Below are 14401 nucleotides of genomic sequence, written 5' to 3'. Positions count from 1 at the left end.
GAATGCCTCGTGCGAGTGTGGCCGCCCCAGATGGACGGTTGATATCGCGAGGGAATACAGCCATCCTTGACCCGACAACACATCCGGTCAAGACGGGTGGAAATACGTGCAAGGAGTGGCAATGACCCCTGTCCGACCGGTCGTCGAGCTGGACGAGACGACGCACGCGACCCACCCGGACAAGACGCGCGACGCGCTCCGGGCCGCGCAGCTGTACTACATGCAGGACCTGACGATGGACGCCATCGCGCACGAGCTGCACACCTCGCGCTCCTCGGTGTCGCGGCTGCTCTCGCACGCCCGGGCGACGGGACTGGTCGACATCCAGATCCGCTCCCCCCTCGACCGGGCGAGCGCCCTGTCGGCGGAGGTGCGCGCGCACTTCGACATCACGGCGCACATCGTCCCGGTGCCGGACCACACCAGCGAGATCGACCGGCTCGAGCGCGTCGCGCTGTCGGCCGCGCGGATCCTCGGGCCGTTCATCGACTCGAACATGATCGTCGGCATCGCCTGGGGCTCGACGATGAGCGCGATGAGCCGGCACCTGATCGCCAAGGAGACGCACAACACCCAGATCGTGCAGCTCAACGGCGCGGGCAACACCGAGACCACCGGCATCAACTACTCCAGCGAGATCCTGCGGCGCTTCGGCGACGCGTACGCCGCGAAGGTGCAGCAGTTCCCGGTGCCGGCCTTCTTCGACGACCCGATGACCAAGAAGGCGGTCTGGCGCGAGCGCTCGACCAAGCGGGTGCTGGAGCTGCAGCAGCGGATGGACGTCGCGCTCTTCGGCCTCGGCTCGCCGTTCGCGGCGGTGCCCTCGAAGGTTTACATCGGCGGCTACCTGGAGCCGAGCGACTTCACCTCGCTCAGTGCGTCCGGCGTGGTCGGCGACGTCGCCACCGTGTTCTACCGGGCCGACGGCACCTGGGACGACATCCCCATGAACGAACGTGCAAGCGGCCCGGACCTCTCCACCGTGCGCCGCGCCTCCCGCCGCATCTGCGTCGTCTCGGGCGCCTCGAAGCTCCCGGGCCTGCGCGGCGCCCTCGCCGCCGGCCTCCTCACCGACCTCATCCTCGACGAGGGCACGGCCCGCGCCCTGATCTCCGGCTGACCCCTGGCTCCCCACCCCTCCCCCTCCCGCGAGATGCCACTTATGAGCACGACACGCCGCAGAATCTCGTCATAAGTGGCATGCCGCGCTGGAGGTCAGAGGCCGAGAGCGCGACGGACGCGGGCGGCCGTCGCCTCGGGGTGGTCGACGAGGCCGGAGAGACGCACGCGGATGTGGCGGTAGCCGAGCGCCTGAATCGCCTCGCTGCGCGCGATGTCCCGCTCGTACTGCCGCGTGTCCGTCCGGTGCTGATCGCCGTCGTATTCGACGACGACCCACTGATTTCGATAGAGCAGATCCACCCGCGCGACGAAGACACCGTCCGCGTCGTACAGCTCGACGTTGAGCTCCGGCTCGGGCAGCCCCGCGCGGATCAGCAGCAGCCGGAGGAGCGTCTCCTTCGGCGACTCGGAGCCGACCCGGACGAGCCCGACCGCCTCCCGAGCGCGCCGGCCGCCCCGCCCGCGATACCGTGCCGCCCTCGCCGCGAGGATCTCGAGATCGACGCGGAGGCCGCGGCGACCGAGCTCCTCGTCGGGCCGCACGAGAGCATCGCCGAGGACGACCAGCTCGTCGAGCGATCGCGAGTCGGCGAGATGGCAGAAGGTCGAGGCGGGATCCGTCACCGGATGGCCCGCGTCGACGACGGTCACCGCCTCGTCCCAGAGATGGTGCGACTTCACGCCGACCCGACGCGCGGCTCGCATCGGCGGGGCGACCGCGACGTGCAGCGGAGTGGTCTCCGTCGCCCGCCGATCAGGCAGCTGGAGGAGATGAGCGGCGGTGACATGCGAGAAGAACTCGCCCGGCCGCATCACCGCGGCGAACGCCGCGATCCTCTCGCCGTATGTCACCGGCTCGATCGCGGCACGAGCACCCCGGAAGACGCCGACCGGGTACTCCGCCACCAGCCGATGGCGCGCGAGCTCGCTCGTCGACGCGTTCACGATCCGGGTCTCTGTGTCGTCCTGCATGCGAGGACCCTGCCGCACCCCGCGCTCCCCCGCGCGCGTTCTCCACAGCCCCCTCCCGCGAGATGCCACTTATAAGCACGACACGCCGAGGAATCACCTCATAAGTGGCATCTCGCGGAGGGCGGCAGGGCTGGGGAGGAGGGTCAGGACTCGCGGGCGTGGGTGTCGAGGAAGGCGTAGACCTCGGCGTCGTCGATGCCGGGGAAGGTGCCGGAGGGCAGCGGGGCGAGGACGTGCGCATGCAGGCGGGCGCTCGGCCAGGCGTTGCCGTCCCAGCGCTGGGCGAGCTCGGCGGGGGCGCGGCGGCAGCAGGACTCGTCGGGGCAGCGCGACTGCTCGCGGCGGTCGGTGTCGCGGCCGCGGAAGAAGCGCGCCTCGGCGAAGGGGACGCCGACCGTGATCGAGAACTCCTCCGTGGCGGTGGTGCCGGTCTGCGAGGCCGACCAGAAGGTGCCGGCCGGCGTGTCCACGTACTGGTAGTACTCCGTCGTCCGGTTGGTGCGGCTGAAGGCGGAGCGCGCCGACCAGTAGCGGCAGACGGTCTGCCCCTCCACCGCACCGGTCACGTCGGTCGGCAGCGGCAGGCCGTCGTTCTCGTAGGCCTTCTGGATCGAGCCGTCGCCGAGCACGCGGAGGAAGTGCATCCGGATGTCGAGGTGCGAGGTCAGCAGGTTGGTGAAGCGCAGCGCCGCCGCCTCATGCGTGACGCCGAAGCCGTCGCGGAAGTCCTCGACGGAGATGTCCCGATCGCGCTTCGCCTCCTCCAGGAACGCCACGGCGGGCTCCAGCGGCATCAGGCAGGCCGCTGCGAAGTAGTTGATCTCGAGCCGCTGCCGGAGGAAGTCGGCGTAGGTGACCGGGCGCTCGTGGCCGAGCAGCCGGTGCGCCATCGCCTGCAGCGCGAGCGCCCGGAGCCCGTGGCCACCGGGGATCGAGGCGGGCGGCAGGTAGATCCGTCCGTTCGCGAGGTCGATCACCGAGCGGGCCGAGTGCGGCAGATCGCCGACGTGGATGATCTCGAAGCCGAGGTGCCGCGCCATCTTCGAGACCGAGCTGTGGGTCAGCGCGCCTCCGCGGTGTCCGACCGTGCGGAGCATCTCGCCGGCGACCGCCTCGATCTCGGGCAGGTACGCGTTGCGCTCGCGCAGCTGCAGCCGCTGGGCGGTATTGGCGCGCCGAGCCTCCTCCGGTGTCGCGCTGGCCTCGCTCTTGCGGCGCGCCAGCTCGCGGTAGACGCCGAGGAACGCCTCGAGGACGGGAGTGGTCAGGCCCTTGTTGACCTTGAACTCCGGCAGCCCGAGCGAGCGGTAGAGCGACCCCTTCTGCACCCGCGCCAGCTCGATCTCGAGGGCGGCGCGCTCGCTCGGCGGCTCGTCCGAGAGCAGCGCGGCGAGCTCGACGCCGAGCGCGGTGGCGAGCGCCTGCATCAGCGAGAGCCGCGGCTCCCGGCGTCCGGTCTCGATCAGAGAGAGCTGGCTGCCCGAGACACCCACGCGCTCGGCGAGCTGCCCGAGGGTCAGCCCGCGGCGGGTGCGGAAGTGCCGGATGCGCTGCCCGAGCAGGGCGGCATCGGTCCCGGCGGTGGGAACGGTGGCGGGGTCGGTGGTGTCGGTCACGGCGAGCTCCAGCGATCGGTTGTGACGGAGGCGCAAAAACCGCGGTTCTTGACGGTCAAGGCTTCGCAAATACCCCTCGATCCTCCTCCATCCTGGCTTCAGGCGCCAGAGAGCGCCCCTCGCACCGTCGGATCACGACCGCCACGAGGACCGACTCCCCACCCCGTCGACGACGACTGCACTGAAAGCGGAGCCAGCATGAGCATCTACAGCAACACCCTCCTCCTCGAGACGACCACCATGACCGCGCCGACCCCGGTCGCCGCACCGGTCGTGCCGCCCGCCCCGCTGGCCCTCCGCCGCTGGGTGCGCGAGATGGCCGCGATCCTCCAGCCCGACGCGATCGAGTGGTGCGACGGCTCCCCCGCCGAGTGGTACCGCCTCACCGGCCGGATGGTCGAGGAGGGGAAGCTGATCGCCCTGAACCCGGAGTGGCGGCCCGGCTCGTTCCTCGCCCGCACCGACCCCGACGACGTCGCCCGCGTCGAGGACCGCACGTTCCTCTGCACCACGGACGAGGCCGACGCCGGACCGACCAACAACTGGCGCGAGCCCTCCGCGATGAAGGCCGAGCTCGCCCCCTACTTCGCCGGCTCGATGCGCGGCCGGACGATGTACGTCGTCCCGTTCTCGATGGGCCCGGTCGGCGGGCCGCTCTCGCAGCTCGGCGTGCAGCTGACCGACTCCGCCTACGCCGTGCTGAACATGCGGATCATGGCCCGCGTCGGCGCCGAGCCGCTCGCCGCCTTCGGCGAGGAGACCGCCTTCGTCCGCGGCGTGCACTCGGTCGGCTTCCCGCTCCGCGACGCCGACGGCACGACCCGCGACGACGTCGCCTGGCCGTGCAACGCGACGAAGTACATCACCCAGTTCCCCGAGACGCGCGAGATCTGGTCGTTCGGCTCCGGTTACGGCGGCAACGCCCTGCTGGCCAAGAAGTGCTTCGCCCTGCGGATCGCCTCCGCGATGGGCCGCGAGGAGGGCTGGCTGGCCGAGCACATGCTCCTGATCCGCATCGTCTCGCCCGAGGGCCGGAGCTACCACGTGGCCGCGGCCTTCCCGAGCGCCTGCGGCAAGACGAACCTGGCGATGCTGCAGCCGACGATCCCCGGCTGGCGCGTGGAGACGCTCGGCGACGACATCACCTGGATGAAGAAGGGCGAGGACGGCCGCCTCTGGGCGATGAACCCCGAGACCGGGTTCTTCGGCGTCGCACCCGGCACCGGGCAGAGCAGCAATCCGAACGCCGTGCACACCCTCTGGGGCAACACGATCTTCACCAACGTCGCACTCCGCGAGGACGGCGACGTCTGGTGGGAGGGCCTCACCGACGAGGTGCCCGAGCACCTCACCGACTGGCGGGGCGAGCCGTGGACGCCCGCCTCCGGGACCCCGGCCGCGCATCCCAATGCGCGCTTCACGGCACCGGCCCAGCAGTGCCCGACTCTCTCGGCCGAGTGGGACGCCTTCGAGGGCGTGCCGCTGGACGCGATCGTCTTCGGCGGGCGCCGGGCGAGCAACGTGCCGCTGGTGACCCAGGCGACCTCCTGGCAGCACGGCGTGTTCCTGGGTGCGACCATCGCCTCCGAGAAGACGGCCGCGGCGGAGGGGACGGTCGGCGAGCTGCGGCGCGACCCGTTCGCGATGCTGCCCTTCTGCGGCTACAACATGGCCGACTACTTCGCGCACTGGCTCGCCGTCGGCGCGGACCTCGGCGAGAAGGCGCCCGCGATCTTCCAGGTCAACTGGTTCCGCAAGGGCGCCGACGGCTCCTTCCTCTGGCCCGGCTTCGGCGACAACGCCCGAGTCCTGCAGTGGCTCGTCCGGCGGATCGAGGGGCTCGCGGAGTCGCGGCCCAGCGCGATCGGCGACCTGCCGCTGTCGATCGACACGCACGGGCTGAACCTCTCGGCCGCCGCGAAGGAGGAGCTGTTCTCCGTCCCGGTGGAGGCGTGGCTCGACGAGTGCGCCCTGACGGAGGCGTTCTTCGCCCGCTTCGGCGACCGCCTGCCGCCCGAGCTGACCGCCGAGCTGCGGGCGCTGCGGCTCCGGCTGCTCGCCGAGGAGCTGCCGGCCGCCCACGCGGCCTGAACCCGGATCCCGCCGGCCGCGCGCCGGCGCCCCTGTGGCCCGCGGAGGGGAACCATCCCCTTCTTCGCATCCCCCTCCGCGGGTCCACTCCCGCTCTGCTGATCGAGCAGCCCCGCCCGGAGGGAAGGCCATGCTGATCGAGTAGCCCCGCAGGGGCGTATCGAGATCCACCACCGCCGAGCACGTGGGTCTCGATACGCCGCTGCCGCAGCTACTCGACCAGCATGTGAGGACCGCTGCCGCGGCTACTCGACCAGCATGTCGAGATCCCCCACCCACCGCACGACCAGACGGGCACCATGGACGACCGCATCACCCTCCGCTTCCTCGCCGCGCCGCAGGACGCGACCGCCGACGGCCGGAGCGCCCAGGCCGGCCGCGTGCTCGAGTGGATCGACAAGGCCGGCTACGCCTGCGCCGTCGGCTGGAGCGGCGGCTACTGCGTCACCGCCTACGTCGGCAACGTGCACTTCACCCGGCCGATCGCCGTCGGCAACCTGATCGAGGCGACCGCGCAGGTCATCCACACCGGCCGCACGAGCATGCACGTGCTGGTGCGCGTCGCCCAGGCCGACCCGCGCACCGGGCGCTACGAGGCGGCGACGCACTGCCTCCTGATCTTCGTCGCCGTCGACGAGGAGAAGCGCCCGCGCCCGGTGCCGGAGTGGAGCCCCCGCACGATCGAGGACCTCGCCCTGGCCGAGGGCGCCGCCGCCCGCATCGACGGCCGGCGCGCGCTGCACGAGGTGATGCGCGCGCAGGAGTACACCGAGGCGGGGACCGGCCCGCGGATCGTCTTCCGATTCCTGGCCGCGCCCGGCGACGTCAACTGGGGCGGCAACGCGCACGGCGGCATCGTGATGCGCTGGATCGACGAGGCCGCGAACGCCGTCGCGCAGAGCTGGAGCGGGCGGGACGCGGTCGCCGTCTACTCCGGCGGCATCCACTTCTACCGGCCGGTGCGGATCGGGCACCTCGTCGAGGTGGAGGCGCGGCTGATCCACACCGGGCCGCGCTCGATGCACCTCGCGATCCACGTGCGCTCGGGCGACCCGCGGACCGGCGAGCTCGAGCTGACGACGCAGTGCATGAGCGTCTTCGTGGTGCGCGGCGACGACGGAGCGGCCGAGGCTGTGCCGGCGCTCGAGCCGCGGAGCGACGAGGACCGCCGCCTGGACGAGCACGCGCGGGAGCTGATCCGGCTGCGCGCCGAGCTGCCGGCGCTGCCGGTCGGCATCGCGGCGACGCTCGCCTGACCGGTCCGCGCCCGCGGGTCGCTAGGGTCGGAGCGTGAAGATCCTCGTCGTGAACGGCCCGAACCTGAACCTCCTCGGCACCCGCGAGCCCGCGGTCTACGGCTCCGACACGCTCGCGGATGCGGAGGCGCTCGCCACTCGCGCGGCGGAGCGGCTCGGCCTCGAGATCGAGTTCTTCCAGAGCAACTCGGAGGGCGCGATCATCGACCGCCTGCACGAGGCGCGCGGCACGGCCGCCGGCCTGCTGCTCAACGTCGGCGCCTACACCCACACCTCGATCGCGATCCGCGACGCCGTCCTCGCCACCGAGCTGCCGCTGGTCGAGGTGCACGTGAGCAACGTGCACCGGCGCGAGGAGTTCCGGCGGCACTCCTACCTGTCGGACATCGCGGTCGCCGTGATCGTCGGCGCCGGCATCGCGGGCTACGGCTACGCGGTGGACGTCCTCGCGCGGACCCTGGGGGCGACGGCTCCGGACGCGTAACTCCGGGGCGAGTCGCCGGGGCGTAGCGTCGGGGGCATGACGCCCTCCGACGCGACACCCTCCGCCTCTCCCGCCGAGCTCGGCCGCTCCTTCGGCTCGGCCGTCGACGCCTACGACCGCGGGCGCCCGGGCTACCCGGACGACGCCGTGGACTGGCTCATCGGGCACGCGCCCGCCCGGGTGGCCGGCGCCTTCGTGCCCGAGCGCGCGCGGGCGGCCGGCGCGGACGCCTCCGACCGGGTGCGCGTCGCGGACCTCGGGGCCGGCACCGGGAAGTTCACCGCGTCTCTGGTGGCGCGCGGACTCGATGTGACCGCCGTGGAGCCGGACGCGGCGATGCTGGAGCGGCTGACCGCGCAGCTGCCGTTTGTCCGGGCGCTGGCGGGGACCGCCGAGGCGATCCCGCTGCCGGACGCGTCCGTCGAGCTGGTCACCGCGGCGCAGTCCTGGCACTGGGTCGACCCCGAGCGCGCGAGCGCCGAGGTCGCGCGGGTGCTGGTCCCGGGCGGCGTGCTCGCGCTGGTCTGGAACATCCGCGACGAGTCGGTGCCGTGGGTGCGGCGCCTCGGCGAGGTCGCCGGCTCCTCGGCCGCCGAGCGCTCCGAGACGGTGCAGCCGCCGCTGGGCTCGGCGCTGGAGCGCGTCGCCTACGCCGAGTTCGACTGGAAGTACGAGCTCGACCGTCCGGCGCTGCTCGACATGTTCGCCTCGCGCAGCTACGTCATCGCGATGCCCGAGGAGGAGCGCGCCGCGGTCCTCGCGGCCGTCGGCGAGGTCGTCGACGCACTGCCCGGCGACCGCGTCGCCATGCCGTACGCGACCCGCGTCACGATCGCCCACCGCGCCTCCTAGCGGGATGCCGCTCCTGCTCCGCCGGGCGTCACGGCGGGCGCGGAACCTGCTGAGCCGCGCAACGCAGGCGCGGAGCATGCTGGTCGAGCAGCCGCGCCAGCGGCGTATCGAGACCCTAGCGTCAGACCTCGTTCGGGTCGCCGCCGACGCGGCCGGCGCGCTCGAGCGCGGTGATCGCGTCGCGCTCGTCGTCGGTCAGCTCGAAGCCGAAGACGTCGATGTTCTCCACGATGCGGGCCTTCGTCGACGACTTCGGGAAGACGATGTGGCCGCGGTCGAGGTGCCAGCGCAGCACGACCTGCGCGGGCGTGACCCCGTGCGCCTCGGCCGCGCCGGTGATCACCGGCAGCTCGAGCAGCGGGTACTTGTTCTGCCCGAGCGGGCCCCAGGCCTCCGTCGCGATGCCGTGCTGCGCGCCGAACGCGGTGACCGTCGGCTGCTGGTGGTACGGGTGCAGCTCGATCTGGTTGACGGCGGGGACGACCTCGGTCGCGGCGAGCAGTCGCTCCAGGTGCGGCACGAGGAAGTTCGAGACGCCGATCGAGCGGGTGCGTCCGGCGGCCTGCAGCTCCTGCATCGCCTCCCAGCTCTCGACATAGCGGTCCTGCTTCGGCTTCGGCCAGTGGATGAGGTACAGGTCGACCGCGTCGAGACCGAGCTTCTCGAGGCTGGCGTCGAGCGCACCGGCCGCCGTGTCGCGGCCCTGATCGTCGTTCCACAGCTTCGTGGTCACGTACAGCTCGTCGCGCGCGATCCCGGAGGAGGCGAGCGCCCGCCCGACGCCCTCCTCGTTGCCGTAGACCGCGGCGGTGTCGATGTGCCGGTAGCCGGCCTCGAGCGCCTCGGAGACGATGCGCTCCGTCTCGGCGGGGTCGACCTGGAAGACGCCGAACCCGAGCTGCGGGATGCTCGTGCCGTCGTCGAGGGTGAGGGTGGGGATGCTGGTCATCCCTCCACCCTGCCAGCGGCCCCCGACACCGGGTACCCGGTTGCGCCCGACGACCGGCGTCGGCGCGGGCGACTACCCTCGAAGGGCGCTCGCGAGGGCGCACCGACTTCGAGGAGGACCGCACGTGAGCATCATCGCCGCCGCAGACGGATCAGCGCTGGGCAACCCCGGCCCCGCGGGCTGGGCCTGGTACGTCGACGACGAGCGCTGGGCGGCCGGCGGCTGGTCGCACGGCACCAACAACATCGGCGAGCTCACCGCGGTCCTCGAGCTGCTCCGCGCCACCGCGCAGGAGAGCGAGCCCGTGCACATCCTCTGCGACAGCCAGTACGCCATCAAGGCCTGCACCGAGTGGCTGCCGGGCTGGAAGCGGAAGGGCTGGCGGAAGGCCGACGGCAAGCCGGTGATGAACGTCGAGATCATCAAGGCGCTCGACGAGGAGCTGCAGGGCCGCGCCGTCACCTTCGAGTGGGTCAAGGGGCACGCCAATCACCGGATGAACGAGGCCGCGGACGTGCGCGCCCGCGCCGCCGCGACCGCCTACCAGCGCCGCACGGCCGTGGACTCCGGTCCGGGCTGGCCGGGAGCCTCCCCCGCCGTGACCCCCGCCGTCGACACCGAGGACGCCCCCGCGACCCTGTTCTGACCCGAGGGGGCGCACCCCGCGCTCAGGGCAGCCGCAGCATCCCGGTCGCGACGAGCTCGCGCACCCGCGGCAGCACGGAGTCCAGCACGGCGGCCTCCTCCACGTGCAGGAGCGAGGCCACCGCGGCCGTGATGGCGGCGACGGACAGCTCGCCGTCGCACGCCCCGACGACCGCGGCGAGGGCCGTGTCCGCCTCCTCCACCCGGGCGAAGCCGCCGCCCTGGCGCAGCCGCAGCACGGTCGGGTCGTCGTTGCCCGGCCAGTAGTGCCGCTCCTCGGTCACGTCGCCGGCGACGACGAGCGCCAGCCGCGAGAGGTCGGCGTCGTCGACCGCGGACAGCGCGTCGAGCGCGTCGAGGCAGTGCGCGAGGTGCCCGCCCAGCCCCGCGGTCGCGAACGCCGCATCGAGCCGCTCGAGGCGGCGGATCGGCGGCCGGGGCGTCGCGGGGAGCCGCAGGGTCACGTAGCCGAAGCCGACGCCGGTCACGCCGCGCCGCTCGAAGTCCTCGAGCCAGGCGTCGACGAGGGCGTCCGACTCCGCTCCGCGGGTGGTCCCGCCGTCGCGGATCCAGGTCTCGGCGTAGATCGCCGGATCCTGCTGCTCGCGCTCCACGATCCAGACGTCGAGCGGCGAGGCGGTGCCGTCCATCCAGGCGGCGAGTCCGGCGTGCCCAGGTTCGAGCGCCTGCTCGAGCGGGCTGCGGTCGTCGGCCAGCCAGGCGCGGACCCGGTCGAAGGCGTCCGCCTCGGCCCGGTACTCCCAGTTGCCGAGCAGCTGCGCGACACCGCCCGGCACCAGGTGCTCGGCCGCGCCGACGATCACGCGGCGGACGATCTCGTCGCCCTCGAGGCCGCCGTCGCGGTACTCGTAGGCGGGGACGCCCGCGGTCCGCGGCGTGATCACGAACGGCGGATTGGTGACGATCTGCTCGAACCGCTCCCCCGCGACCGGCTCGTAGAGACTGCCGTGCCGGAACTCGATCGAGTCGATGCCGTTCAGCGCCGCGTTGAAGGCCGCGATGGCGAGCGCGCGGTGCGAGACGTCGGTCGCGACCACGCGGTCCGCGTGCCGGGAGGCGTGCAGCGCCTGGATCCCGCAGCCGGTGCCGAGGTCGAGCAGGCTGCCGACCGGCCGCTGGATCATCAGCCCGGCGAGGGTGAGGCTCGCTCCGCCGACGCCGAGCACGTGGTCCTCGTCGAGCGGCCGGCCGAGCGCGAGCTCGCCGAGATCGGAGGCGATCCACCAGGAGGCGGCGCCGTGCAGGTCGACGAGGTCGTAGGGCCGCAGGTCGAGCGCGGCGGTGACCACCGCTCCGGCCTCGGAGCGCACGAGCTCCAGCTCCAGGGCGCCGTCGAGGCCGAGCGACGGGAACGCCGCCTCCGCCTGCTCCGTCGGCACCGGATCGGCGAGGAGGAACAGCCGGGCCAGCACGGCCAGCGGCCCGCGATCGCCGCTGCGCTCGAGCGCCCGCCGCGCCGGGACCCGGTCGCCGCGGTGCAGCGCCTCGCCCGCGGCCTCGCCCCACAGCTCGCGGACGGCGTCGACGCGGTAGCGGGCACGGGAGAGGTCGTCGCCGAGGAGCGCGATGCGGGCTCGGTCGAGCTGGTCTGCTGGCTGCACCGCTCCATCCTCGTGCACGCCCGGAGCCCGGACGGTGCGGCTGCGGTGCAGAACATCAGCTGCGAGCCGAGTTCGTCGCTCATCGCCGATGAAGGACCTCCTCGGCTGATGTTCTGCGCGCAATACGATCGACTCATGCCCCTCACCGGAGAATACGAACCGAGCACGTCCGCCTGGGCCCGCGAGCAGGCGGAGCTCTACGAGGCCACCGGCGGCGCGGAGGGGAACCTCCTCCGCGGCAAGCCGATCATCGTCCTGACCACGGTCGGCGCCCGCAGCGGCAAGCTGCGCAAGACCGCGCTGATGCGCGTCGAGCACGACGGCTCCTACGTCGTCGTCGCCTCGAAGGGCGGTGCACCCGAGCACCCGGTCTGGTACCTGAACATGGTCAAGGAGCCGCACGTCGAGCTGCAGGACGGCCCGGTGAAGAAGGACTACACCGCGAGCGTCCTCGAGGGCGACGAGCGCGCCGCCTGGTGGGAGCGCGCGGTCGCGGCCTGGCCCGACTACGCGGAGTACCAGACCAAGACCGACCGGCAGATCCCGCTGGTGCTGCTCACGCCCTGGTCCTGACCCGGCCGGCCGTCACTCCGGAGCGACGACCGTCGTCTCCGGAGTGACGTCGTCCGTCCCCGGCGCGTCGCTCGCCGGCTCCACCCGGGCCGCGATGAGCGCCAGCACCCGCGGGTGCGACAGCAGCACGAAGTGCCCCACCACCGATACCGCGATGTTCTCGCGTGCGCCGGCGAGGCGGCTCCCGCCCGGGATGTACTGGTCGCGCATCCCGTAGATCGAGACGATGCGACGGTCGGCGTCGCGCTCGGCCAGCAGCGTCCGGATCACGGGGCGGTGCGGGCCGAACTCGCGCAGCGCCCGGGCCGGCGCGATGCGGGCGAGCGGTGAGCCGTTGAACGGCGTCGAGACGGCGATCATCCGGTCGATCCGGCCCTCGTCGCGGTCGTCGACGACCATCATGTGCTTGCCGATCAGGCCGCCCTTGCTGTGCGCGACGACGACGACCCCGCGCAGGTCGTGCTCGCGCAGGTACTCCTGCCCGAGCGCGGCCGACGCGACGATCGGCCGGGTGTTGTAGCCGAGCGCGGGCAGCACGTGGATCGGGTGCCCGGCCGCGTGCAGCCGATCGGCGATCGGCCGCAGGAACTGCCAGGTCTCGTAGATCCCGGGGATCAGCAGGACGGGCGCGCCGTTACCCGAGGCGTAGCGCGAGACGTCCCAGCCCTCGCGCAGGTGCGTGAACCGCGAGCCGTACGCGTAGCGGTAGTCGCGCAGATAGGCCGCGCGAAGCGACGCGGACGAGCGCCGCGGGCGCCCCCGCTCAGGCGCCGGCATAGGCCGCTGCGAGGGCGGCGACGTCGAGCTTGGTCATGCCGAGCATCGCCTGCAGGGCGCGCGCCGCTCCCTCCGCGTCGGCGCCGCCGAGCACCGCGCCGAGGGCCGTCGGCACGATCTGCCAGGACAGCCCCCACCGGTCGCGGAGCCAGCCGCAGCGGCTCTCCTCGCCGCCGTCGGCGATCAGCGCGTCCCAGAGCCGGTCGACCTCGGCCTGCGACTCGACCGAGACCGAGATCGAGACCGCTTCGGAGAACGGGAAGCCGGGGCCGCCGTTCATGGCCTGGAAGAGCTGCCCGTCGAGCTCGAAGGTGACGACGGTGACGGTGCCCGGCGAGGGCGAGCCCTCGGGCAGCACCTCGGTGCTCAGGATCCGCGAGTTCGGCACGAGCTCGGTGTAGAACTCGGCCGCCTCCCTCGCCTGGTCGTCGAACCACAGGAACGTGCTGACTGCACCCATGCCGGCCTCCTCGTCGATCCCCAGTGTGCCCCGTCGCGGGCCGGAGCGGTCGGAGCCGCCGACGTGTCAGCGGCCCGAGCGTCAGAGCGGGTTGACCCCGAACGCGGTCGCGAGCTTGTCGATCTTCTTCGCGCGGCCCAGTCGCGGCAGGTCGCTGCCGTCGCGGATGACGCGGCCGCGGGCCTCGAAGTCGTCGAGGAAGTCGCGCGCCCAGGCCACGTCGGACGGGGTCGGGCTGATGACCTCGTTGATGACCGCGAGCTGCTCGGTGTCGAGGCAGAGCTTGCCGGTGAGGCCGAGCGAGACGGTGAGCGCCGACTGCTCGCGCAGCACCGGGTGGCTGTTGGAGACGGTCGGGCCGTCGATCGGGCCGGGCAGGTCGCCGATGCGCGAGGCGACGACGAGGCGCGAGCGCGGGTAGGCCATCGCCAGGTCGTCGGCGCTGGTGCCGGTGTCGCGGCGGTAGTCGCCGCTGCCGAAGGCGAGGCGGAAGGTCCCGCGGGCGCGGGCGATCGAGACCGCCTCCTCGATGCCGAGGGCCGACTCGACCAGCGCGAGCACCGGGGTCGCGCCGCCGAGGCGGTCGAAGGTCTCGGTGACGTGCTCGCCGGCCTCGGTCTTCGCGAGCATGACGCCGGCCAAGCCGGGCAGGCCCTTCAGCGCGTCGACGTCGTCCGACCAGAACGGGGTGGAGTGGTCGTTGATGCGCACCCAGGCGCGCTTCTCGCCGCTGAGCCAGGCGGCGACGTCGGCGCGGGCCTCGGGCTTGGCCTTCGGGTCGACCGCGTCCTCGATGTCGAGGACGACCTGGTCGGCACGCGAGGCGTGCGCGGCGTCGAAGGTGTCGGTGCGGGTCGCGTTGACGAGCAGCCAGGAGCGGGCGATCTCGGGGGCGACGTCGCGCCCCTTGCGCTTCAGGCCGGTCTCGCCGGAGGGGGTGGAGGTGGTGGGCAGCGTCACGTGAGCAGGTCCTTCCGGTGGC

14 protein-coding genes are annotated in these 14401 nt (G+C 72.8%); 7 read left to right on the top strand and 7 right to left on the bottom strand.

Annotated elements, in window-relative coordinates:
- Positions 1-121: 121 nt before the first annotated feature.
- The gene (locus MT351_RS18215) at positions 122-1120 is read left to right on the top strand and encodes a sugar-binding transcriptional regulator (RefSeq protein ID WP_123445261.1); all 999 of its coding nucleotides are present in this window, start codon (positions 122-124) and stop codon (positions 1118-1120) included.
- Between the two features lie 95 nt (positions 1121-1215).
- Here MT351_RS18215 and MT351_RS18210 read toward each other — a convergent pair whose 3' ends face one another.
- Together MT351_RS18210 and MT351_RS18205 are read right to left on the bottom strand one after the other, a co-directional pair.
- Complete coding sequence (locus tag MT351_RS18210; protein ID WP_132435896.1) at positions 1216-2094, bottom strand: endonuclease domain-containing protein; 879 nt, start codon at positions 2092-2094, stop codon at positions 1216-1218.
- 143 nt (positions 2095-2237) lie between these two features.
- Positions 2238-3710 (bottom strand): helix-turn-helix domain-containing protein, encoded by a 1473-nt coding sequence (locus tag MT351_RS18205; protein ID WP_132435897.1) that lies wholly within the window; start codon positions 3708-3710, stop codon positions 2238-2240.
- Positions 3711-3950: 240 nt separating this feature from the next.
- Here MT351_RS18205 and MT351_RS18200 point away from each other — a divergent pair, with 240 nt between their 5' ends.
- The 4 genes from MT351_RS18200 (at position 3951) to MT351_RS18185 (ending at position 8393) form a co-directional block, all read left to right on the top strand.
- Entirely contained in the window at positions 3951-5801 is a 1851-nt protein-coding gene (locus MT351_RS18200; protein ID WP_132436081.1) for a phosphoenolpyruvate carboxykinase (GTP), read from the top strand.
- A 299-nt stretch (positions 5802-6100) separates the two neighbouring features.
- Positions 6101-7057, top strand: coding sequence for an acyl-CoA thioesterase (locus tag MT351_RS18195; protein ID WP_132435898.1), 957 nt, complete (start codon positions 6101-6103; stop codon positions 7055-7057).
- A gap of 34 nt (positions 7058-7091) precedes the next feature.
- Entirely contained in the window at positions 7092-7541 is a 450-nt protein-coding gene (gene aroQ / locus MT351_RS18190) for a type II 3-dehydroquinate dehydratase (protein ID WP_123735176.1), read from the top strand.
- 36 nt (positions 7542-7577) lie between these two features.
- Positions 7578-8393: a class I SAM-dependent methyltransferase gene (locus tag MT351_RS18185; protein WP_132435899.1), complete on the top strand. Its 816-nt coding sequence runs from the start codon at positions 7578-7580 to the stop codon at positions 8391-8393.
- Positions 8394-8514: 121 nt separating this feature from the next.
- Here MT351_RS18185 and MT351_RS18180 read toward each other — a convergent pair whose 3' ends face one another.
- Entirely contained in the window at positions 8515-9342 is an 828-nt protein-coding gene (locus MT351_RS18180) for an aldo/keto reductase (protein ID WP_132435900.1), read from the bottom strand.
- Between the two features lie 124 nt (positions 9343-9466).
- Here MT351_RS18180 and MT351_RS18175 point away from each other — a divergent pair, with 124 nt between their 5' ends.
- Positions 9467-9988, top strand: a complete 522-nt coding sequence (locus MT351_RS18175; protein ID WP_132435901.1) for a ribonuclease H — start codon at positions 9467-9469, stop codon at positions 9986-9988.
- Positions 9989-10010: 22 nt separating this feature from the next.
- Here the strand turns inward: MT351_RS18175 and MT351_RS18170 are convergent, their stop codons facing one another.
- Positions 10011-11609 carry a methyltransferase gene (locus MT351_RS18170; protein ID WP_132435902.1) on the bottom strand — a complete coding sequence of 533 codons (1599 nt, stop codon included), beginning with the start codon at positions 11607-11609 and terminating at the stop codon, positions 10011-10013.
- Between the two features lie 135 nt (positions 11610-11744).
- On the opposite strand from MT351_RS18170, the gene MT351_RS18165 reads away from it, so the two are divergent.
- Positions 11745-12182, top strand: a complete 438-nt coding sequence (locus MT351_RS18165; RefSeq protein WP_123445252.1) for a nitroreductase family deazaflavin-dependent oxidoreductase — start codon at positions 11745-11747, stop codon at positions 12180-12182.
- A 12-nt stretch (positions 12183-12194) separates the two neighbouring features.
- On the opposite strand, the gene MT351_RS18160 is transcribed toward MT351_RS18165, so the two are convergent.
- The 3 genes from MT351_RS18160 to MT351_RS18150 form a co-directional block, all read right to left on the bottom strand.
- Positions 12195-12959, bottom strand: coding sequence for a triacylglycerol lipase (locus MT351_RS18160; protein WP_132435903.1), 765 nt, complete (start codon positions 12957-12959; stop codon positions 12195-12197).
- Positions 12946-13419, bottom strand: a complete 474-nt coding sequence (locus MT351_RS18155; protein WP_132435904.1) for a VOC family protein — start codon at positions 13417-13419, stop codon at positions 12946-12948. Before MT351_RS18155 ends, MT351_RS18160 begins: the two co-directional genes overlap by 14 nt.
- Before the next feature lie 81 nt (positions 13420-13500).
- Positions 13501-14337: a CoA ester lyase gene (locus MT351_RS18150; protein ID WP_123445387.1), complete on the bottom strand. Its 837-nt coding sequence runs from the start codon at positions 14335-14337 to the stop codon at positions 13501-13503.
- Positions 14338-14401 lie beyond the last annotated feature (64 nt).

The organism is Rathayibacter sp. VKM Ac-2926, assembly GCF_022815565.1.
In the GTDB taxonomy this organism is placed as follows: Bacteria; Actinomycetota; Actinomycetes; order Actinomycetales; family Microbacteriaceae; genus Rathayibacter; species Rathayibacter festucae.
This window is presented reverse-complemented; position numbering and strand designations above follow the sequence as displayed.

What these genes read in the sequence shown, in the direction of transcription:
- MT351_RS18155 (WP_132435904.1), bottom strand. Translation starts at nt 13,419, where the DNA reads ATGGGTGCAGTCAGCACGTTCCTGTGGTTCGACGACCAGGCGAGGGAG.
- MT351_RS18180 (WP_132435900.1), bottom strand. Translation starts at nt 9,342, where the DNA reads ATGACCAGCATCCCCACCCTCACCCTCGACGACGGCACGAGCATCCCG.
- MT351_RS18210 (WP_132435896.1), bottom strand. Translation starts at nt 2,094, where the DNA reads ATGCAGGACGACACAGAGACCCGGATCGTGAACGCGTCGACGAGCGAG.
- MT351_RS18200 (WP_132436081.1), top strand. Translation starts at nt 3,951, where the DNA reads ATGACCGCGCCGACCCCGGTCGCCGCACCGGTCGTGCCGCCCGCCCCG.
- MT351_RS18195 (WP_132435898.1), top strand. Translation starts at nt 6,101, where the DNA reads ATGGACGACCGCATCACCCTCCGCTTCCTCGCCGCGCCGCAGGACGCG.
- MT351_RS18215 (WP_123445261.1), top strand. Translation starts at nt 122, where the DNA reads ATGACCCCTGTCCGACCGGTCGTCGAGCTGGACGAGACGACGCACGCG.
- MT351_RS18160 (WP_132435903.1), bottom strand. Translation starts at nt 12,959, where the DNA reads ATGCCGGCGCCTGAGCGGGGGCGCCCGCGGCGCTCGTCCGCGTCGCTT.
- MT351_RS18185 (WP_132435899.1), top strand. Translation starts at nt 7,578, where the DNA reads ATGACGCCCTCCGACGCGACACCCTCCGCCTCTCCCGCCGAGCTCGGC.
- MT351_RS18165 (WP_123445252.1), top strand. Translation starts at nt 11,745, where the DNA reads ATGCCCCTCACCGGAGAATACGAACCGAGCACGTCCGCCTGGGCCCGC.